Below are 20,108 nucleotides of genomic sequence, written 5' to 3' on the forward strand. Positions count from 1 at the left end.
TCTCGTTCAATACAAATAAAAAAGGCGGTCAATCGACCGCCCTTATTTTAGCGTTAACTTACCGAATCAGGACTTTTTCTTTTCGCGGCTATGCAGACCACGTTTTTCCAGACCACGGTAAATCAGCTGCTGCTGGATGATGGTCACCAGGTTGCTGACGATATAGTACAGCACCAGACCTGACGGGAACCACAGGAAGAACACGGTGAAGATGACCGGCATAAAGGTCATGATCTTCTGCTGCATCGGGTCGGTCACGGTGGTCGGAGACATCTTCTGGATGAAGAACATCGTCACGCCCATCAGGATCGGCAGGATGTAGTACGGGTCCTGTGCGGACAGGTCATGGATCCACAGGGCGAACGGCGCGTGGCGCAGCTCAACGGAACCCATCAGCATGTAGTACAGCGCAAGGAAGATTGGCATCTGAATCAGCAGCGGGAAGCAACCACCCAGTGGGTTTACTTTCTCTGCTTTATACAGGGCCATCATCTCCTGGCTTTGACGCTGCTTGTCATCGCCCAGACGCTCACGCATAGCCTGAATCTTCGGCTGTAGCATACGCATCTTCGCCATGGAGGTGTACTGCGCTTTCGTCAGCGGGTACATGATGCCACGAACGATAAAGGTGATAACGATGATGGAGAAGCCCCAGTTACCCAGGAAGCTGTGGATGAACTTCAGCAGCTTAAACAGCGGCTGAGAGATGAACCACAACCAACCGTAATCAACGGTCAGATCCAGGTGCGGCGCAACGGCAGCCATTTTGTCCTGGATTTCCGGACCGACCCACAGGGTGCTTGCCAGCTTACCGGTTTGACCCGGCTGTACCAGAACCGGCTGAGATTTGTAGCCGATGGCTGCAATACCGTTGCCGAGGTTCGCGGTGTAGAAGTTATTCGTACCGTCGTTGTTCGGTACCCACGCCGTCGCGAAATACTGTTGCAGCATTGCGACCCAGCCGCCTTTAGAGCTGACGTTCAGGTTTTCGTTATCGGCAATGGTGTCGAATTTGTATTTCTCGTACTTGGTATCTGGCGTGGAGTATGCCGCGCCACGGAAGGTATGCAGCGCAAAGTTGCTGCTTCCGGTGTCACGGTGAGACGGCAGATTGATGGACTGCTTCAACTGACCAAAGGTAGAGATTTCCAGCGGTTTCGCACCGGCGTTCTGTACGCTGTAGCCCACGTTCACCGCATACTCACCGCGTTTCAGGGTGAAGGTTTTGGTGAAGGTGTTGCCTGCCGCGTCGGTGTAGGTCATCGGAATAACCAGTTCGTTCTGACCATCAGCCAGCACAAACGTGTCGTTCTCGACGTTATACAGTGGACGCGCACCGTTAGCCGGGTTATCCGGGCCATCACGACCGGTCAGGCCGCTCTGTGCCTGGTAGATAAATTCAGGCGTGGTTTCCAGTAACTGGAACGGTTCGGTAGACTTCAGCTCTTTCGGGTAGGTCAACAGCAGCGCCTGCTCAACATCACCACCACGGGTGTTGATAGTCAGCTCAAGCACATCGGTCTTAACCGTAATCTGTTTCCCCTGGCCACTGGCCGGTACGCCCTGGTCGGCGGCGCTACCCGCTGCGGTGGTCGTGGTCTGCGTGGTCTGCTGCTGGGGTTGAGGATTTTTATCCTGCTCCCATGCCTGCCAGATCATGAAAGACACGAACAACAAAGCGATGATAAGAAGATTGCGTTGCGAATCCATCGTTAGTGTTCTCTGGTATCAAAGGGTCCTGGAGGGACGGGGTCGTCTCCACCTGGGTGTAAAGGGTGGCATTTTAATACGCGTTTCACCGTCAACCAACTGCCTTTTATCACTCCAAACCTGCGCAATGCCTCAATTCCGTAGCTTGAGCAGGTAGGGGTGAAACGGCAATGTGGCCCGAGTAGCGGACTAATCAGGCGTTGATAGACCCTGATAAGGGCTATCAGGACCCGCGAGCCAGGCGACAGTGGCGGCGCCATAATTTTTCCAACGCTTCCGAGAGAGCACGGTTATCGAGGTCGGCAACCCCTTTTTTAGCCACCACCACGAAATCCATAGAAGGCAGTTCGTGCTGACGTAAACGGAAGCTTTCACGCGTCAGACGTTTAATCCGGTTGCGTTCATGCGCACGCTTAACGTTTTTCTTGGCGACTGTGAGACCGATACGGGGATGCCCCAGCGAATTTTGGCGGCCGAGGATGGTGATTTGCGGCGTGCCAGCCCGTAATGGCTGCTGGAAGACGAAAGTGAAATGAGTGGGAGTTAACAAACGTAACTCCCTGGGAAATGCGAGCTTAACCACTCAGGGGTTAGCTTTATTACTTGGAAACGGTCAGACGAGCGCGGCCTTTAGCACGACGACGTGCCAGAACCTGACGACCATTTTTAGTAGCCATACGAGCACGGAAGCCGTGAGAACGGTTGCGCTTCAGTACAGACGGTTGAAAAGTGCGTTTCATGGCGATTTCTACCTAAACTTGAAAAAATTCATGACTTTTGCGGATGCCCGACCGAGTTTCGAATGACGGACGCCGAAGCCGTGGGTGATTAAAGAGGCCGGATTGTAATAATTGTACACTCCGGAGTCAATTCTCTTTCCTTATTTCCCGCGTATTTCCGCACGATTTCGCGTGGAAAATGAGCAACGGACGACGCAGGAAGATGAGCATCACGCGCCGGGTCGAGGATTATACGGAGTCATCCACAAAGCGCAAGGATCGTCCCGGATCTTCGTTAGATCATTTAAGCCAAAAATCGTCTGTGCTCATTAAATTTTCCAATATGCGGGCTAAATCGCGAGGCACTCGCGTCAGGATCGTTTACACTTACCCGATTCCGGATCATCCTGTGGATAAATCGGGAAGAATCTGTGAGAAACAGAAGATCTCTGGCTCAGTTTAGGCTATGATCCGCGGTCCCGATCGGGATCCAGCGATCCTGGTCGGACATAAACACAACATCGTTCAGGTTGTATCAACGATAGCGTGTATAACCGCAGATAGCGGTTCGCACATCACCCTGATGGGGTCATGTCGATGTGCGCCAACAATCATGAATATTCAATAGTTTTCTTTTATTGTTCGAGTGGAGTCCGCCGTGTCACTTTCGCTTTGGCAGCAGTGTCTTGCCCGATTGCAGGATGAGTTACCAGCCACAGAATTCAGTATGTGGATCCGCCCGTTGCAGGCGGAACTGAGCGATAACACGCTGGCTTTGTATGCGCCAAACCGTTTCGTGCTCGATTGGGTAAGGGATAAATACCTTAATAACATCAATGGACTGCTGAACGATTTTTGCGGGTCAGATGCCCCACAGCTGCGTTTTGAAGTGGGCACAAAGCCGGTCACCCAAACCGTTCGTGAAGTTGTCAATGTGGCAGCCCCTGCACAGGCGGCGCCCGTTCCAGCGCCCCGCGTTGCACCGGCTCGTCAGGGCTGGGATAACGTTCCGGCCCCCGCAGAGCCAACCTACCGCTCTAACGTGAACGTGAAGCACACGTTCGATAACTTCGTTGAAGGTAAGTCGAACCAGCTGGCGCGCGCGGCGGCTCGCCAGGTAGCTGATAACCCCGGTGGCGCGTATAACCCGCTGTTTCTTTATGGCGGCACGGGTCTCGGTAAAACGCACCTTCTGCACGCGGTGGGTAACGGCATTATGGCGCGTAAGCCGAATGCGAAAGTGGTGTATATGCACTCCGAGCGCTTCGTTCAGGACATGGTAAAAGCCCTGCAAAACAATGCGATCGAAGAGTTTAAACGCTACTACCGTTCCGTTGATGCGCTGCTGATCGATGACATTCAGTTCTTTGCCAATAAAGAACGATCGCAGGAAGAGTTTTTCCACACCTTTAACGCCCTGCTGGAAGGCAATCAGCAGATCATTTTGACCTCAGATCGTTATCCTAAAGAGATCAACGGCGTTGAAGATCGTCTGAAATCCCGCTTCGGCTGGGGCCTGACCGTGGCGATCGAGCCACCGGAGCTGGAAACCCGCGTCGCGATCCTGATGAAAAAAGCCGACGAGAACGACATTCGCCTGCCGGGCGAAGTGGCGTTCTTTATTGCCAAGCGCCTGCGCTCCAACGTTCGTGAACTGGAGGGGGCGCTGAACCGCGTTATCGCTAACGCCAATTTCACCGGTCGTGCGATCACCATCGATTTTGTGCGTGAAGCGCTGCGCGATTTGTTGGCATTGCAGGAAAAACTGGTCACTATCGACAATATTCAAAAGACGGTGGCTGAGTACTACAAGATCAAAGTGGCAGATTTACTGTCTAAACGTCGTTCCCGCTCGGTGGCGCGTCCGCGTCAGATGGCGATGGCGCTGGCAAAAGAGCTAACCAACCACAGCCTGCCGGAAATCGGCGATGCGTTTGGTGGCCGTGACCATACGACCGTGCTGCACGCTTGTCGCAAGATTGAGCAGTTACGCGAAGAAAGCCACGACATAAAAGAAGATTTTTCCAATTTAATCAGAACATTATCATCGTGACGCTATGAAATTTACCGTTGAACGTGAACATTTATTAAAACCGCTGCAACAGGTGAGTGGCCCGTTAGGCGGCCGCCCAACGCTGCCTATTCTTGGAAACCTGCTGCTTCAGGTCGCGGACGGTACGCTGTCGCTGACCGGCACAGATCTGGAAATGGAAATGATCGCGCGCGTTACGCTGACTCAGCCGCACGACGCGGGCGCGACCACGGTTCCGGCACGTAAATTCTTTGATATCTGCCGAGGGTTGCCGGAAGGCGCTGAAATCGCCGTGCAGCTGGAGGGCGACCGCATGCTGGTGCGCTCTGGCCGCAGCCGTTTCTCCCTTTCCACGCTGCCCGCTGCGGATTTCCCGAACCTGGACGACTGGCAGAGCGAAGTTGAATTTACCCTGCCGCAGGCGACGATGAAGCGTCTGATTGAAGCCACGCAGTTCTCCATGGCGCATCAGGACGTTCGTTACTACTTAAACGGCATGCTGTTCGAAACCGAAGGTGAAGAGCTGCGTACCGTGGCCACCGACGGCCACCGTCTGGCGGTCTGTTCCATGCCGATTGGCGACTCGCTGCCGAACCATTCGGTGATCGTGCCGCGTAAAGGCGTGATTGAACTGATGCGTATGCTCGACGGCGGTGACACGCCGCTGCGGGTGCAGATTGGCAGCAATAACATCCGTGCCCACGTGGGTGATTTTGTCTTTACGTCGAAGCTGGTTGATGGCCGTTTCCCGGATTATCGCCGCGTATTGCCGAAGAACCCGGACAAAACGCTGGAAGCGGGCTGCGATATCCTCAAGCAGGCGTTTGCCCGCGCGGCCATTCTCTCTAACGAGAAATTCCGCGGCGTACGTCTGTACGTGAGTGAAAACCAGATCAAAATCACCGCCAACAACCCGGAGCAGGAAGAGGCAGAAGAGATTCTGGACGTCACCTACGCCGGGGCTGAGATGGAAATCGGCTTCAACGTCAGCTACGTGCTGGATGTGCTCAATGCACTGAAATGCGAGAATGTGCGCATTCTGCTGACCGACTCCGTTTCGAGCGTACAGATTGAAGATGCGGCCAGCCAAAGCGCGGCTTATGTTGTCATGCCAATGAGACTGTAATGTCGCTCACCCGTCTGTTGATCCGCGACTTTCGCAATATCGAAAGCGCGGATCTCGCTTTATCCCCCGGCTTTAACTTCCTGGTTGGCGCGAACGGCAGCGGCAAAACCAGCGTGCTGGAAGCCATCTATACGCTCGGCCATGGCCGGGCGTTTCGCAGTTTGCAGATTGGTCGCGTGATTCGCCACGAGCAGGACTCTTTTGTTCTGCACGGGCGTTTGCAGGGCGCAGAGCGGGAAACCGCCATCGGCCTGACCAAAGACAAGCAGGGCGACAGCAAGGTCCGCATCGACGGCACCGATGGCCACAAGGTGGCAGAGCTGGCGCTACTGATGCCAATGCAGCTGATTACGCCCGAGGGGTTTACTTTACTCAATGGCGGCCCCAAATACAGAAGAGCGTTCCTCGACTGGGGATGCTTTCACAATGAAGCCGGTTTCTTTAACGCCTGGAGCAACCTGAAGCGTCTGCTTAAACAGCGTAACGCCGCGTTGCGCCAGGTCACGCGCTACGCCCAGCTGCGTCCGTGGGACATGGAACTCATCCCTCTCGCGGAACAGATCAGCCGCTGGCGTGCCGAATACAGCGCAGGTATCGCCGAAGACATGGCCGACACCTGCAAACAGTTTTTACCCGAGTTCTCTCTCACCTTCTCCTTCCAGCGCGGCTGGGAGAAAGAGACGGATTATGCCGAGGTGTTAGAGAGAAGCTTCGAGCGCGACCGCATGTTGACCTATACCGCGCACGGCCCGCACAAGGCGGATTTCCGCATTCGTGCCGACGGTGCGCCGGTGGAAGATACGCTGTCGCGCGGGCAGCTGAAGCTCCTGATGTGCGCGCTGCGCCTGGCGCAGGGGGAGTTCCTCACCCGCGAAAGCGGGCGACGCTGCCTGTACCTGATAGATGATTTTGCCTCGGAACTTGACGACGCGCGGCGTGGGCTGCTTGCCAGCCGCTTAAAAGCCACGCAGTCGCAGGTTTTCGTCAGCGCCATTAGCGCTGAACACGTTATGGACATGTCGGACGAAAATTCGAAGATGTTTACCGTGGAAAAGGGTAAAATAACGGATTAACCCAAGTTGAAATGAGCGAGAAACGTTGATGTCGAATTCTTATGACTCCTCCAGTATCAAAGTCCTGAAAGGGCTGGATGCGGTGCGTAAGCGCCCGGGTATGTATATCGGCGACACGGATGACGGCACCGGTCTGCACCACATGGTATTCGAGGTGGTAGATAACGCTATCGACGAAGCGCTCGCGGGTCACTGTAAAGACATCGTGGTCACGATCCATGCGGACAACTCCGTGTCCGTTACCGATGACGGTCGTGGCATCCCAACCGGTATTCACCCGGAAGAGGGCGTATCGGCTGCGGAAGTGATCATGACCGTGCTGCACGCAGGCGGTAAGTTCGATGATAACTCCTATAAGGTTTCCGGCGGTCTGCACGGCGTAGGCGTTTCCGTGGTAAACGCCCTGTCGCAGAAGCTGGAGCTGGTTATCCAGCGCGAAGGCAAAATTCACCGTCAGATCTACCAGCACGGCGTGCCTGACGCTCCGCTGGCCGTGACGGGTGATACCGATAAAACCGGTACCATGGTGCGTTTCTGGCCGAGCCTCGAAACTTTCACCAACGTTACCGAGTTTGAGTACGACATCCTGGCGAAACGCCTGCGCGAACTGTCGTTCCTGAACTCCGGCGTGTCGATTCGTCTGCGCGACAAACGCGACAACAAAGAAGACCACTTCCACTACGAAGGCGGTATCAAGGCGTTCGTTGAGTATCTGAACAAGAACAAAACGCCAATTCACCCGAATATCTTCTACTTCTCTACCGAAAAAGACGGTATCGGCGTTGAAGTGGCATTGCAGTGGAACGACGGTTTCCAGGAAAACATTTACTGCTTTACCAACAACATTCCGCAGCGCGACGGCGGTACTCACCTTGCGGGCTTCCGCGCGGCGATGACCCGTACCCTGAACGCCTACATGGACAAAGAAGGCTACAGCAAAAAAGCGAAAGTCAGCGCCACCGGCGACGATGCCCGTGAAGGCCTGATTGCCGTGGTTTCCGTGAAGGTGCCGGATCCGAAGTTCTCCTCTCAGACCAAAGACAAGCTGGTCTCTTCTGAGGTGAAATCGGCGGTTGAGCAGCAGATGAACGAACTGCTGAGCGAATACCTGCTGGAAAACCCGTCCGACGCGAAAATCGTGGTGGGCAAAATTATTGATGCGGCACGTGCCCGTGAAGCGGCGCGTAAAGCCCGTGAAATGACCCGTCGTAAAGGCGCGCTGGACCTGGCAGGCCTGCCGGGCAAGCTGGCTGACTGCCAGGAACGCGACCCGGCGCTGTCTGAACTGTACCTCGTGGAAGGGGACTCCGCGGGCGGTTCTGCGAAACAGGGCCGTAACCGTAAGAACCAGGCGATCCTGCCGCTGAAGGGTAAAATCCTTAACGTTGAGAAAGCACGCTTCGACAAGATGCTCTCTTCTCAGGAAGTGGCGACGCTCATCACCGCGCTCGGCTGCGGCATTGGGCGCGACGAGTACAACCCGGACAAGCTGCGCTATCACAGCATCATCATCATGACCGATGCGGACGTCGACGGCTCGCACATCCGTACGCTGCTGTTGACCTTCTTCTATCGTCAGATGCCGGAAATCGTTGAGCGCGGCCACGTCTACATTGCGCAGCCACCGCTGTACAAGGTGAAAAAAGGCAAACAGGAACAGTACATTAAGGATGACGAGGCGATGGATCAGTACCAAATCGCGATCGCCCTTGACGGCGCGACCCTGCACGCGAACTCCAGCGCGCCAGCGCTGGCCGGCGAGCCGCTGGAGCGTCTGGTCTCCGAGTTCAACGCCACGCAGAAAATGATTGGCCGCATGGAGCGCCGCTATCCGAAAGCGCTGCTGAAAGAGCTGATTTACCAGCCTACCCTGACCGAAGCCGATCTGAGCAGCGAGCAGGCCGTAACCCGCTGGGTGAATACCCTGGTGAGCGAGCTGAACGAGAAAGAGCAGCACGGCAGCCAGTGGAAATTCGACGTTCAGCAGAACGCTGAGCAGCAGTTCGAGCCGATCGTGCGCGTGCGTACCCACGGCGTCGATACCGACTACCCGCTGGAGCACGAATTTGTGACCGGTCCGGAATACCGCCGTATCTGCACCCTCGGCGAGAAGCTGCGCGGTCTGATCGAAGAAGATGCGTTTATCGAACGTGGCGAGCGTCGTCAGCCGGTAGCCAGCTTCGAGCAGGCGCTGGAATGGCTGGTGAAAGAGTCCCGTCGTGGCCTCTCTATTCAGCGTTATAAAGGTCTGGGCGAAATGAACCCGGATCAGCTGTGGGAAACTACCATGGATCCGGAAAGCCGTCGCATGCTGCGCGTCACCGTTAAAGATGCGATTGCAGCGGATCAGCTGTTCACCACCCTGATGGGCGATGCGGTTGAACCACGTCGTGCGTTCATCGAAGAGAACGCCCTGAAGGCGGCGAATATCGATATTTAATCGTCGCTTTACGGCAACATAACTGGCCGCGCTTTAGCGCGGCTTTTTTATGGAAGCAGGAAGGTCCAGCGACATCACTGCCGGTAAACGGCTCGCCAGCTTATCTATGGCAATTCTTACCCTTAGCGGCAGGTGCGGCGTCTGCTGCCAGACGGCATGAACGTCGAAGCGTACATCCGGGGCCTGATTTAAGAGCGGGACAAGGTTCCCCCGCTGAATTTCTTTGATGACCATCCAGCAGGGTAACCACGCAAGGCCGTGGCCGGCCAGCGCCGCGTCGCAGATCGCCTGTAAATCATCCATATTGAGTGATGAGCGGGGAATAAACGTGCGCGACGTGCCATCGTAATCCATCAGCTGCCAGGGTAAGACTCTGCCCGCACGCGTGTAGTTAATGGCCGTATGCTGGCGTAAATCATCAACGGCCTGCGGCTGGCCATTCTTAAGCAGATAATCCGGCGCGGCACACAGAACCATTCGGTGCTCACCCAGCCTTCTGGCGACCAGCACGGCGCTGTCAGCCAGGGTGCCATTGCGCACCGCCATATCAAACCCTTCTTCCACGAGATCCACGATGCGGTCGCTGAAGGACATTTCAAGCTCAAGTCCGGGGTGTTCCTGCGTCAGCTCTGTGAGCAGCGGGGCGATACACTGACGACCAAACAGCACCGGCATGGCAACCCGCAGGCGGCCGCTGACCTGATGTTTTCCGGTTTCAAGCAGCGATTCAGCGCCACGAATCTCCTCCAGCGCGCGCAGGCAGCGTTCATAAAAAAGCGCGCCGTTATCGGTCAGCCTCTGACTGCGCGTGGTCCGATGAAACAGACGAACCCCCAGCCTTTCTTCAAGACGAGCAATACTTTTTCCTACCGCCGAGCGCGACAAATTCAGACGAACGGCGGCCTGCGCAAAACTTCCTGCTTCTACGGAGGCAACGAAAACGGGAATATCTTTCAGCGTATCGGTCATGAACTGATTGTATCTTTTTGGTCATCAATAGTGGGAAAACTTATCGCCACTGGCGACGCAGAGTCAACGGTAGACTGTCAGAACTGAAAATCATCTGATGACAGGAGAAAAAAATGACAGAAACAATGCAGCGCTGGTCAATGAACGCCCTTGGGCGCGAGAGCCTTCAGCTTGTTCAGGAGCCTGTTCCACAGCCAGGCCCGGGTGAGGTTCGCGTACGGGTAAATGCCGTTGCGCTCAACTACCGGGATAAAATGGTTATCGAAGGCACGATGCCGATTCCGCTTTCCTTCCCGTTTACCCCGGCGTCTGACATGGCGGGCGTGGTGGACAGCATTGGCGACGGGGTGACACGCTTCAAACCCGGCGCACGCGTCATCTCAACCTTTTTCCCCGAGTGGATCGACGGCAAGCCGCAGGCAGACGCGCGCGATTTGCCCTACAAAACGTCCGGTGGATACTTCCAGGGCATGCTGGCTGAATATGTGATTGTGAGTGAAAACGCGCTGGTGGCCTCCCCGGAAAGCCTGGATGACGCTGAGGCCAGCACGCTTCCTTGCGCAGGGCTTACCGCATGGTTCGCGCTGGTGGAGCGCGGACATTTACGCGCCGGGCAATCGGTACTGGTACAGGGGACGGGCGGCGTGGCGCTATTCGCTTTGCAGATAGCAAAAGCGCACGGCGCCGAGGTGATTGTCACGTCGGGGAGTGATGAAAAACTGGCGCTGGCCAAAAAACTGGGCGCCAGCCAGGGCATTAATCGGCTGAAAGGCGACTGGGCTGAAAATGCGTTGGTACTCACGCAGGATCGCGGCATTGACCATATCATTGAAACCGTGGGAGGCGAGAACCTGAAGCATTCCCTGCGCGCCGTTGCCGTTCACGGGCGTATCTCAGTGATTGGCGTGCTGGCCGGGACAGACATTTCGCTGCCCGCGAGCGAACTGTTGCTGAAATCCCCTGTCATTCAGGGGATTGGGGTTGGACACCGTCGGGCGCTGGAAGATTTTGTCCGTGCGGTTGACGTCACTGGCTTAAAACCGGTGATTGAGCATCGCTACCGCTTTGACGAGCTGGAACAGGCGTTTGAACATCTTGATCGCGGCGCGTTTGGCAAAATTGTTCTCACCCGCGAGTGAGTTCCCGTTCCCGGGATAAACATAAAAGGGGCTTTTTGTTGCGCAAAGTAGCTCTATTTTTGTGGGCTTAATCGCGTTAGCATGAGGTAGCACTCATTTATCCCGGGGACCTCATGGCCATCAAACTCATTGCAATCGATATGGACGGCACGCTGCTGCTGCCGGACCACACCATCTCTCCAGCCGTTAAAAACGCGATCGCCGCTGCACGCGAAAAAGGCGTGAACGTGGTGCTCACCACCGGACGCCCGTATGCCGGGGTGCACAGCTACCTGAAAGAGCTGCACATGAACCAGCCAGGCGATTACTGCATCACCTATAACGGCGCGCTGGTGCAAAAGGCAGCCGATGGCAGCACGGTGGCGCAAACTGCACTGAGCTATGATGACTACCTGTTCCTGGAAAAACTGTCCCGCGAAGTAGGCTCCCACTTCCACGCGCTCGATCGTAATACGCTTTACACCGCCAACCGCGATATTAGCTACTACACGGTGCACGAGTCCTACGTTGCAACCATTCCACTGGTATTCTGCGAAGCGGAAAACATGGATCCGGCAACCCAGTTCCTGAAAGTGATGATGATCGACGAACCCGCGATCCTCGACAAAGCCATCTCACGTATTCCGGCTGAGGTAAAAGAGAAATACACCGTGCTGAAAAGCGCGCCGTACTTCCTCGAAATCCTTGATAAACGCGTCAATAAAGGCACGGGCGTGAAATCGCTTGCCGATGCGCTGGGCATTAAGCCTGAGGAGATCATGGCGCTGGGCGACCAGGAAAATGATATTGCGATGATCGAGTATGCAGGCATGGGCGTGGCGATGGATAACGCGATCCCGTCGGTAAAAGACGTGGCGAACTTCGTTACCAAATCTAACCTGGAAGACGGCGTTGCCTGGGCGATCGAGAAATTCGTTCTGTCGTAACAAACGCTTAAATCATCAGCCCCGGTTATCAACCGGGGCTTTTTTTTGCCCTGAATTTATCGAATTGTTCTTTTTGTGATCTGGATTGTAGTACAACATTAAATGATTGTACTACATTGTCACCACGGCAAAGACGAATGGCCTCACGTTTGTACTGCAAAAGTGAGGCGAAATTCAGCGGTCGCGGTAAAGTAGTGATGGACTTACAGAGCACAAGGACTCTCCATGACACTCAATAAAACCGATCGCATTGTCATCACGCTGGGCACCCAGATTGTGGGTGGCAAATACGTTCCCGGTTCGCCGCTGCCAGCAGAGGCCGAACTGTGCGAAGAGTTTGAAACCTCGCGCAACATCATCCGGGAAGTGTTCCGCTCGCTAATGGCGAAGCGGCTGATTGAAATGAAGCGCTATCGCGGGGCGTTTGTTGCGCCGCGTAACCAGTGGAACTACCTCGATACCGATGTTCTGCAATGGGTACTGGAAAACGACTACGACCCACGGCTTATCGGCGCGATGAGCGAAGTCCGAAATCTGGTGGAACCAGCCATTGCCCGCTGGGCAGCAGAGCGCGCAACGTCTGGTGACCTGGCACAGATTGAGTCAGCGTTGAACGACATGATCGCCAATAACCAGAATCGGGAGGCGTTCAACGAAGCGGACATTCGCTATCACGAGGCGGTATTGCAGTCGGTGCATAACCCGGTTTTACAGCAGCTTAGCGTGGCGATCAGCTCGCTACAGCGAGCAGTATTTGAACGTACCTGGATGGGCGATGAGGCCAACATGCCGAAAACGCTTCAGGAGCATAAAGCGCTGTTCGATGCGATACGGCATCAGGACGGCGATGCGGCAGAGCAGGCGGCGCTAACCATGATCGCCAGCTCGACACGAAGGTTGAAGGAAATCACATGACATCACGCTACATCGCAATTGACTGGGGATCGACCAATCTGCGCGCCTGGCTCTACCAGGGCGAGCAGTGCCTGGAAAGCAGGCAATCAGAAGCAGGCGTCACGCGTCTGAACGGTAAATCCCCTGAAGCGGTGTTAGCAGAGGTGACACAAAGCTGGCGCGACGGTAATACGCCGGTGGTGATGGCCGGAATGGTCGGCAGTAACGTGGGCTGGAAGGTCGCACCTTACCTGTCGGTTCCGGTTCATTTCGCCTCCGTTGGTGAGCAGTTAACGTCCGTTGGTGACAATGTCTGGATTATTCCCGGTTTATGCGTCTCTCGCGACGATAACCAAAACGTGATGCGCGGCGAAGAGACGCAGCTGCTCGGGGCGCGCACCCTTTCTCCTTCTTCTGTCTACGTCATGCCCGGGACGCACTGCAAATGGGTCCAGGCGGATGCTGAGCAAATTCATGATTTTCGCACCGTGATGACCGGCGAATTGCATCATTTGCTGCTTACGCATTCGCTGGTAGGGGCCGGTTTGCCGGAGCAGAACCCTTCGCCGGTGGCGTTTGCCGCCGGGCTTGAGCGCGGGATCGCATCTCCTGCCGTTTTGCCGCAACTTTTTGAGGTTCGCGCCTCGCACGTGCTGGGAAATCTTCCGCGCGAGCAGGTTAGCGAATTTCTGTCCGGCCTGCTGATTGGCGCCGAAGTCGCCACCCTGAGCGACGCGTTCGCCGGGCAGCAGACCATCACGCTCGTCGCGGGTTCATCGCTGACGTCTCGTTACCGCCAGGCGTTCCACGCTATCGGACGGGATGTTGCCGCGGTGGAGGGCGACACGGCATTTCAGGCAGGCATAAGGAGCATCGCTCATGCAGTGGCAAACTGATCTTCCCCTTATCGCGATTTTGCGCGGCATCACACCCGACGAGGCGTTAGCGCACGTTGGCGCGGTTATCGACGCCGGGTTCGACGCGGTGGAAATCCCGCTCAACTCACCGGCGTGGGAAAAAAGCATTCCGGCAGTGGTGGCGGCGTTTGGTGATAAGGCGCTGATTGGCGCAGGAACCGTGTTGCAGCCGGAGCAGGTGGATGACCTGGCGAAAATGGGCTGCAAGCTTATCGTCACACCCAATATCAACCCCGAGGTTATCCGCCGGGCGGTGGATTACGGCATGACCGTTTGCCCGGGGTGCGCCACGGCCACAGAAGCCTTTGCCGCTCTCGATGCGGGCGCACAGTCGCTCAAAATTTTCCCGTCGTCGGCTTTTGGTCCGGATTACATCAAAGCGCTGAAGGCGGTCTTACCCGCCAGCGTGCCGGTCTTTGCCGTGGGCGGCGTCACGCCGGAAAACCTGGTGCAGTGGATAAACGCGGGCTGTGTGGGCGCGGGGCTGGGCAGCGATCTCTTTCGTGCAGGCCAGTCCGTTGAGCGTACCGCCCGGCAGGCGACAGCATTTGTGAAAGCGTATCGAGAGGCAGTGCAATGAAAATAACCAAACTCACCACGTACCGTTTACCCCCGCGCTGGATGTTCCTGAAAATCGAAACCGACGAAGGCGTGGTCGGCTGGGGCGAGCCGGTGATTGAGGGCCGTGCGCGTACGGTGGAAGCCGCGGTTCACGAGCTGGGTGAATACCTGATTGGCCAGGATCCGGCGCGCATCAACGACCTGTGGCAGGTCATGTATCGGGCGGGATTTTACCGTGGCGGTCCGATCCTGATGAGCGCCATCGCCGGTATCGACCAGGCGCTGTGGGATATCAAGGGCAAAGTGCTGAATGCCCCGGTCTGGCAATTAATGGGCGGTCTGGTGCGTGACAAAATCAAAGCCTACAGCTGGGTGGGTGGCGACCGCCCTGCGGAAGTCATCGACGGTATCCGCCAGCTGCGCAACATTGGTTTTGACACTTTCAAACTCAACGGCTGCGAAGAGATGGGCGTTATCGACAACTCGCGCGCGGTAGACCGGGCGGTGAACACCGTGGCGCAAATCCGTGAGGCTTTCGGCAACGAGATTGAGTTTGGCCTGGACTTCCACGGCCGCGTCAGCGCGCCGATGGCCAAAGTGCTGATTAAAGAGCTGGAGCCGTATCGCCCGCTGTTTATCGAAGAGCCTGTACTGGCCGAGCAGGCGGAATACTATCCGAAACTGGCAGAACAGACGCACATTCCCATCGCGGCGGGTGAACGCATGTTCTCGCGCTTCGAGTTTAAACGCGTGCTGGAAGCGGGCGGCATTGCGATCCTGCAACCGGACCTCTCCCACGCGGGCGGCATCACCGAATGCTACAAAATTGCTGGCATGGCAGAAGCCTACGATGTGGCGCTGGCGCCGCACTGTCCGCTTGGACCGATTGCGCTGGCAGCCTGTCTGCACGTGGACTTCGTCTCCCGCAATGCGGTGTTCCAGGAACAAAGCATGGGCATTCACTATAACAAGGGCGCGGAACTGCTCGACTTTGTGAAAAACAAAGAAGACTTCAGCATGGAAGGCGGTTTCTTTAAACCGTTAACGAAGCCGGGCCTTGGCGTGGAAATTGACGAAGCCAAAGTCATTGAGCTGAGTAAAAATACGCCGGACTGGCGTAACCCACTGTGGCGTCATGAGGACGGTTCCGTAGCCGAGTGGTAAAGCCGGATGGCGCTACGCTTATCCGGCCTACTCTCCCGTAGGCCCGGTAAGCGAAGCGCCACCGGGCAAAAAAACATACATACAAAAATATAACCCTCTGTAAATTACAGGGCATGGTGAGCGGCTTCGCTATGCCCAAAATCTGGAGACAGATTGCGATGGATATTCCAGTTACTGCTGCAAAAACCGGGCGTCGCCGTTACCTGACGCTGATGATGATCTTTATTACCGTGGTCATTTGCTATGTCGACCGCGCCAACCTCGCCGTGGCATCGGCTCATATTCAGGAAGAGTTCGGCATCACCAAAGCGGAAATGGGCTATGTCTTCTCGGCGTTTGCCTGGCTGTATACGCTCTGTCAGATCCCCGGCGGCTGGTTCCTTGACCGTGTGGGATCGCGTCTGACCTACTTTATCGCTATTTTGGGCTGGTCCGTGGCGACCCTGTTCCAGGGCTTCGCCACCGGGCTGATGTCGCTGATTGGCCTGCGCGCCATCACCGGGGTGTTTGAAGCGCCCGCGTTCCCGACCAACAACCGCATGGTGACCAGCTGGTTCCCGGAACATGAGCGTGCCTCTGCCGTAGGCTTTTACACCTCCGGGCAGTTTGTGGGCCTGGCATTTCTGACGCCGCTCTTAATCTGGATCCAGGAGCTGCTGAGCTGGCACTGGGTGTTTATCGTCACCGGCGGGATCGGCATTATCTGGTCGCTCATCTGGTTCAAGGTGTATCAGCCGCCGCGTCTGACCAAAAGCATCACCAAAGCCGAGCTGGACTACATCCGCGACGGTGGCGGTCTGGTAGACGGCGATGCTCCGGTGAAAAAAGAGGCGCGCCAGCCGTTAACCAAAGCGGACTGGAAGCTGGTCTTCCACCGTAAGCTGGTGGGCGTGTATCTGGGACAGTTCGCGGTGACCTCCACGCTGTGGTTCTTCCTCACCTGGTTCCCGAACTACCTGACGCAGGAAAAAGGGATCACCGCGCTGAAGGCGGGCTTTATGACCACCGTGCCGTTCCTGGCGGCCTTCTTCGGCGTACTGCTCTCGGGCTGGCTGGCGGACAAGCTGGTGAAAAAAGGCTTCTCGCTGGGCGTGGCGCGTAAAACACCGATTATCTGCGGGCTGCTGATCTCTACCTGCATCATGGGGGCGAACTACACCAACGATCCGGTGTGGATTATGACCCTGATGGCGGTGGCATTCTTCGGGAACGGCTTTGCCTCCATCACCTGGTCTCTGGTGTCGTCCCTGGCGCCGATGCGTCTGATCGGCCTGACCGGCGGCGTGTTTAACTTCGTTGGCGGGCTGGGCGGGATCACCGTGCCGCTGGTTATCGGCTACCTTGCGCAGGACTACGGCTTTGGTCCGGCTCTGGTGTATATCTCTGCCGTGGCGCTGATCGGCGCGCTCTCCTACATCCTGCTGGTGGGCGACGTGAAACGAGTAGGCTAACGCCTTAGGATGTTTTACCCTGATGCGATAACCGCGCATCAGGGTATCCTTATGAAACAAATCACCTTCGCTTCCCGCCACCACCAGCTCACCAATATCAACACCTGGACGCCAGACAGCCAGTGGCTTGTCTATGACGTGCGGCCATCCGGCGCGTCGTTTACCGGTAAAACCATTGAGCGGGTCAATGTCAGTACGGGTGAGGTTGAGGTGATCTACCGTGCCGCTGACGGCGCGCATGTCGGCGTGGTAACCGTTCATCCTGCTGAGGATAAATATGTATTTATCCACGGCCCGAAAAACCCCGATGCAGACTGGCAGTATGATTTTCACCATCGTCAGGGAGTGATTGTGCACAACGGCGAGGTGAGCAATCTCGATGCGATGGATATCACCGCGCCTTACACGGCTGGCGCGCTGCGTGGCGGCAGCCACGTCCACGTTTTTAGCCCGAACGGGCAGTTCGTCAGCTTTACCTACAACGACCATGTGCTGCACGAGCGCGATCCAAAGCTGAATTTGCGTAACGTCGGGGTAGCTGCGCCTTTCGGTCCGGTAAACCCACAGGGGAACCATCCGCGGGAATATGCTGGCACCTTCTGGAGCGTGCTGGTAAGCCGTACAACGCCGAACCCGCAACCGGGCAGCGATGAGATTAACCGCGCCTATGAAGAGGGCTGGGTGGGCAACGACAGGCTGGCGTTTATCGGCGATACGGTGTCAGCGAAAGGCGAAAAGGTGCCGGAACTGTTTATTGTGGACCTCCCCAAAGATGAGCAGGGCTGGAAACGAGCAGGCGAGGCGCCGTTGCAGGGAACGCCTGAGACGATGCCCGCGCCTCCTGCGGGCATCACGCAACGCCGCTTAACCTTCACCCATCAGAAGGCGTATCCGGGGCTGGTGAACGTGCCGCGCCACTGGGTGCGCAGCAATCCGCAGGGGACGCAGATTGCGTTTTTAATGCGGGACGATAACGGCGTTGTGCAGCTGTGGCTTATCTCACCTGAGGGCGGCGAGCCGCGCCAGTTGACCCGCAGTGAGAGTGATATCCAGTCGGCCTTTAACTGGCATCCTTCTGGCCGCACACTTGGGTTTGTGCTCGAAAGCCGCATTGCCTGCTGCGATGCGCAGACCGGAAAGGTGACGTTTTTGACGTCCGATCATGGCAATCAGCCGTCTGCTGACGCAGTGGTCTTTTCCCCGGACGGGCGTTTTATCGCGTGGATGGAAGAGAAGGACGGTTTCCGCCAGCTGTGGCTAACGGAAACCGCACGGAATTAGCGCGGGGGCATCTCTGCGGGCGGGATGACGGAGTTGGTTGCCAGCGTCTCCTGCTCGCTTTTCTCAACGCGCGAGCGCACTGAGCTGTCGGTGCGGAACATATCCCACGGCAGCAGAAGCGTATCGGCAACCGCCGTAAACGGCATATCAAGAATCGCCAGAGATTTGGTACCCCAGTTTGTCTCATCATCAGAGATCATGGCGGCACTGGCGCGCGTCCCCGGATATGTTCCTTCTTTACCGCCGGTGTGCGACATCACGCTCGAACACCCGCAAAGTAAAACAACCCCGCTGAACGTCGCCAGCTTAATCAGAACATTTCTCATCATCACTCAGTCATCTTTAGTAGCACGGCATTGACCTGCAACTCAGGGTTATAGCGAGGCGCGTCCAAAATGGACAGTCCAAAACATCTGCACTGTGGTCGCCCTCGCAATTTAACCCTTTGTGCTGTGCCCCTGAGTCTATGCGACATCCAGCAAAGTGCAAAAAAATCTCGCATTAATACGCTTGAAAAGCCCGTATCCAGACCCATTTTAAGGATGTACCCCGATAACGGACACGCCTGATGGGTGTTCGGGGGAACGGAAGCCTGTCCATGGTGGAAGGCTACATTTTCTCGCTGATTTCAGGAGCTTTTATCTATGCGTAACTTCGATCTCTCTCCGCTATACCGTTCTGCCATTGGTTTTGATCGTCTGTTCAACCACTTAGAAAACAACCAGAGCCAGAGCAACGGCTATCCTCCTTACAACGTTGAACTGGTTGACGAAAACCACTACCGCATTGCGATTGCTGTCGCCGGTTTCGCAGAGAGCGAACTGGAGATCACCGCCCAGGACAATCTGCTGGTGGTGAAAGGCTCCCATGCGGGCGAGCAGAAAGAACGAACCTACCTTTACCAGGGCATCGCAGAGCGCAACTTTGAGCGCAAGTTCCAGCTGGCTGAGAACATCCACGTCAAGGGCGCGAACCTGGTGAACGGCCTGCTGTTTATCGAACTGGAACGTGTGATTCCGGAAGAGAAAAAACCACGCCGTATCGAAATCAACTAATTATGCGGGTCGCTAACGCGGCCCACCTGAAATTGCTTGCCGTAAAGGGAGCATATGCGAATCCGTAAGGGTTTGCAGGTACAACTGCGCACAAAATTAAACTGTGCCGAACTCGCTTCTCAGAAGGAGATTTAGTATGCGTAACTATGATTTTTCCCCTCTACTGCGTCAGTGGATCGGTTTTGACAAACTGGCTAACGCGCTGCAAAGCGCGACCGAACAGCAGACGTTTCCGCCGTACAACATCGAAAAAAGCGATGATAATCACTACCGCATCACGCTCGCGCTGGCCGGGTTCCGTCAGGAAGATCTCGACATCCAGCTTGAGGGCACGCGCCTGACCGTGAAAGGGTCGCCGGAAAAACCAGACACCGAGACCAAATGGCTGCATCAGGGGCTTGTCACTCAGCCGTTCAGCCTGAGCTTTACGCTGGCAGACCATATGGAAGTGTCTGGCGCGACGTTTACCAACGGGCTGCTGAATATTGACCTCACGCGTAACGTGCCCGAAGCCATTGCGCCGCAGCGCATCGCCATTAGCGAACGTCCGGCGTTGAATAGCTAATACATTTTTTGCCGGGTAGAGGCTGCGCAAAACCTGCCGATCCTGAAGGTCGGGTAAGGCGCAGCCGCCATCCGACACTACCCACA

At 56.1% G+C, this 20,108-nt stretch carries 20 protein-coding genes and 1 other annotated feature; of the genes, 14 read left to right on the forward strand and 6 right to left on the reverse strand.

What is annotated here, in order from left to right; translation table 11 throughout:
• Positions 1-66: 66 nt before the first annotated feature.
• From yidC to rpmH, 4 genes are read right to left on the reverse strand one after another with little or no spacing between them, the layout of a single operon-like run.
• Entirely contained in the window at positions 67-1,710 is a 1,644-nt protein-coding gene (yidC, locus tag INF58_RS07915) for a membrane protein insertase YidC (protein WP_003861138.1), read from the reverse strand.
• A gap of 2 nt (positions 1,711-1,712) precedes the next feature.
• Positions 1,713-1,970, reverse strand: coding sequence for a membrane protein insertion efficiency factor YidD (gene yidD, locus INF58_RS07920; RefSeq protein WP_001307474.1), 258 nt, complete (start codon positions 1,968-1,970; stop codon positions 1,713-1,715).
• Positions 1,934-2,293, reverse strand: coding sequence for a ribonuclease P protein component (rnpA, locus tag INF58_RS07925; RefSeq protein ID WP_006808764.1), 360 nt, complete (start codon positions 2,291-2,293; stop codon positions 1,934-1,936). Before rnpA ends, yidD begins: the two co-directional genes overlap by 37 nt.
• Positions 2,294-2,309: 16 nt before the next feature.
• The gene (rpmH, locus tag INF58_RS07930; RefSeq protein WP_000831330.1) at positions 2,310-2,450 is read right to left on the reverse strand and encodes a 50S ribosomal protein L34; all 141 of its coding nucleotides are present in this window, start codon (positions 2,448-2,450) and stop codon (positions 2,310-2,312) included.
• 637 nt (positions 2,451-3,087) lie between these two features.
• Here rpmH and dnaA point away from each other — a divergent pair.
• Genes dnaA through gyrB form a run of 4 tightly spaced genes read left to right on the forward strand, consistent with a single transcriptional unit; the run spans position 3,088 to position 9,100 of the window.
• Positions 3,088-4,482, forward strand: a complete 1,395-nt coding sequence (gene dnaA / locus INF58_RS07935; RefSeq protein WP_131637290.1) for a chromosomal replication initiator protein DnaA — start codon at positions 3,088-3,090, stop codon at positions 4,480-4,482.
• A 4-nt stretch (positions 4,483-4,486) separates the two neighbouring features.
• On the forward strand, positions 4,487-5,587 hold the full coding sequence (gene dnaN, locus INF58_RS07940; RefSeq protein ID WP_003861122.1) for a DNA polymerase III subunit beta: 1,101 nt from the start codon (positions 4,487-4,489) through the stop codon (positions 5,585-5,587).
• On the forward strand, positions 5,587-6,660 hold the full coding sequence (gene recF / locus INF58_RS07945) for a DNA replication/repair protein RecF (RefSeq protein WP_059294145.1): 1,074 nt from the start codon (positions 5,587-5,589) through the stop codon (positions 6,658-6,660). Before dnaN ends, recF begins: the two co-directional genes overlap by 1 nt.
• Before the next feature lie 28 nt (positions 6,661-6,688).
• Positions 6,689-9,100 carry a DNA topoisomerase (ATP-hydrolyzing) subunit B gene (gyrB, locus tag INF58_RS07950; protein ID WP_063452049.1) on the forward strand — a complete coding sequence of 804 codons (2,412 nt, stop codon included), beginning with the start codon at positions 6,689-6,691 and terminating at the stop codon, positions 9,098-9,100.
• Positions 9,101-9,133: 33 nt separating this feature from the next.
• On the opposite strand, the gene INF58_RS07955 is transcribed toward gyrB, so the two are convergent.
• A complete protein-coding gene (locus tag INF58_RS07955) occupies positions 9,134-10,069 on the reverse strand; it encodes a LysR family transcriptional regulator (RefSeq protein ID WP_193527464.1) in 936 nt (311 codons plus the stop codon).
• Positions 10,070-10,182: 113 nt separating this feature from the next.
• Between INF58_RS07955 and INF58_RS07960 the strand changes: the two genes are divergently transcribed.
• From INF58_RS07960 to INF58_RS07995, 8 genes are all read left to right on the forward strand, one after another.
• Complete coding sequence (locus INF58_RS07960; protein WP_107534315.1) at positions 10,183-11,208, forward strand: NAD(P)-dependent alcohol dehydrogenase; 1,026 nt, start codon at positions 10,183-10,185, stop codon at positions 11,206-11,208.
• A 113-nt stretch (positions 11,209-11,321) separates the two neighbouring features.
• Complete coding sequence (gene yidA / locus INF58_RS07965; RefSeq protein ID WP_045308263.1) at positions 11,322-12,134, forward strand: sugar-phosphatase; 813 nt, start codon at positions 11,322-11,324, stop codon at positions 12,132-12,134.
• A 225-nt stretch (positions 12,135-12,359) separates the two neighbouring features.
• On the forward strand, positions 12,360-13,049 hold the full coding sequence (dgoR, locus tag INF58_RS07970) for a D-galactonate utilization transcriptional regulator DgoR (protein WP_003861109.1): 690 nt from the start codon (positions 12,360-12,362) through the stop codon (positions 13,047-13,049).
• Positions 13,046-13,924: a 2-dehydro-3-deoxygalactonokinase gene (locus tag INF58_RS07975; protein WP_193527465.1), complete on the forward strand. Its 879-nt coding sequence runs from the start codon at positions 13,046-13,048 to the stop codon at positions 13,922-13,924. Before dgoR ends, INF58_RS07975 begins: the two co-directional genes overlap by 4 nt.
• Positions 13,908-14,525, forward strand: coding sequence for a 2-dehydro-3-deoxy-6-phosphogalactonate aldolase (locus INF58_RS07980; protein WP_193527466.1), 618 nt, complete (start codon positions 13,908-13,910; stop codon positions 14,523-14,525). The genes INF58_RS07975 and INF58_RS07980 overlap by 17 nt, the downstream gene beginning before the upstream one ends.
• Positions 14,522-15,670 (forward strand): galactonate dehydratase, encoded by a 1,149-nt coding sequence (gene dgoD, locus INF58_RS07985; RefSeq protein WP_063868621.1) that lies wholly within the window; start codon positions 14,522-14,524, stop codon positions 15,668-15,670. Before INF58_RS07980 ends, dgoD begins: the two co-directional genes overlap by 4 nt.
• A 113-nt stretch (positions 15,671-15,783) precedes the next feature.
• A complete protein-coding gene (locus tag INF58_RS07990) occupies positions 15,784-17,121 on the forward strand; it encodes an MFS transporter (RefSeq protein WP_077221130.1) in 1,338 nt (445 codons plus the stop codon).
• A gap of 51 nt (positions 17,122-17,172) precedes the next feature.
• Complete coding sequence (locus INF58_RS07995) at positions 17,173-18,402, forward strand: DUF3748 domain-containing protein (RefSeq protein ID WP_193527467.1); 1,230 nt, start codon at positions 17,173-17,175, stop codon at positions 18,400-18,402.
• Here the strand turns inward: INF58_RS07995 and INF58_RS08000 are convergent.
• The gene (locus INF58_RS08000; RefSeq protein WP_063868628.1) at positions 18,399-18,731 is read right to left on the reverse strand and encodes a YceK/YidQ family lipoprotein; all 333 of its coding nucleotides are present in this window, start codon (positions 18,729-18,731) and stop codon (positions 18,399-18,401) included. The genes INF58_RS07995 and INF58_RS08000 overlap by 4 nt on opposite strands.
• A 248-nt stretch (positions 18,732-18,979) precedes the next feature.
• Positions 18,980-19,053: a sequence feature (ROSE (Repression Of Heat Shock gene Expression) occurs in the 5'-region of heat shock genes and acts as an RNA thermometer to modulate expression.), on the forward strand.
• Between INF58_RS08000 and ibpA the strand changes: the two genes are divergently transcribed.
• A complete protein-coding gene (gene ibpA, locus INF58_RS08005; RefSeq protein WP_003861094.1) occupies positions 19,047-19,457 on the forward strand; it encodes a small heat shock chaperone IbpA in 411 nt (136 codons plus the stop codon). It overlaps the preceding feature by 7 nt.
• A gap of 136 nt (positions 19,458-19,593) precedes the next feature.
• A complete protein-coding gene (gene ibpB / locus INF58_RS08010; protein ID WP_006808781.1) occupies positions 19,594-20,022 on the forward strand; it encodes a small heat shock chaperone IbpB in 429 nt (142 codons plus the stop codon).
• Positions 20,023-20,108 lie beyond the last annotated feature (86 nt).

The organism is Enterobacter cloacae complex sp. P24RS (assembly GCF_014982165.1).
In the GTDB taxonomy this organism is placed as follows: domain Bacteria; phylum Pseudomonadota; class Gammaproteobacteria; order Enterobacterales; family Enterobacteriaceae; genus Enterobacter; species Enterobacter quasihormaechei.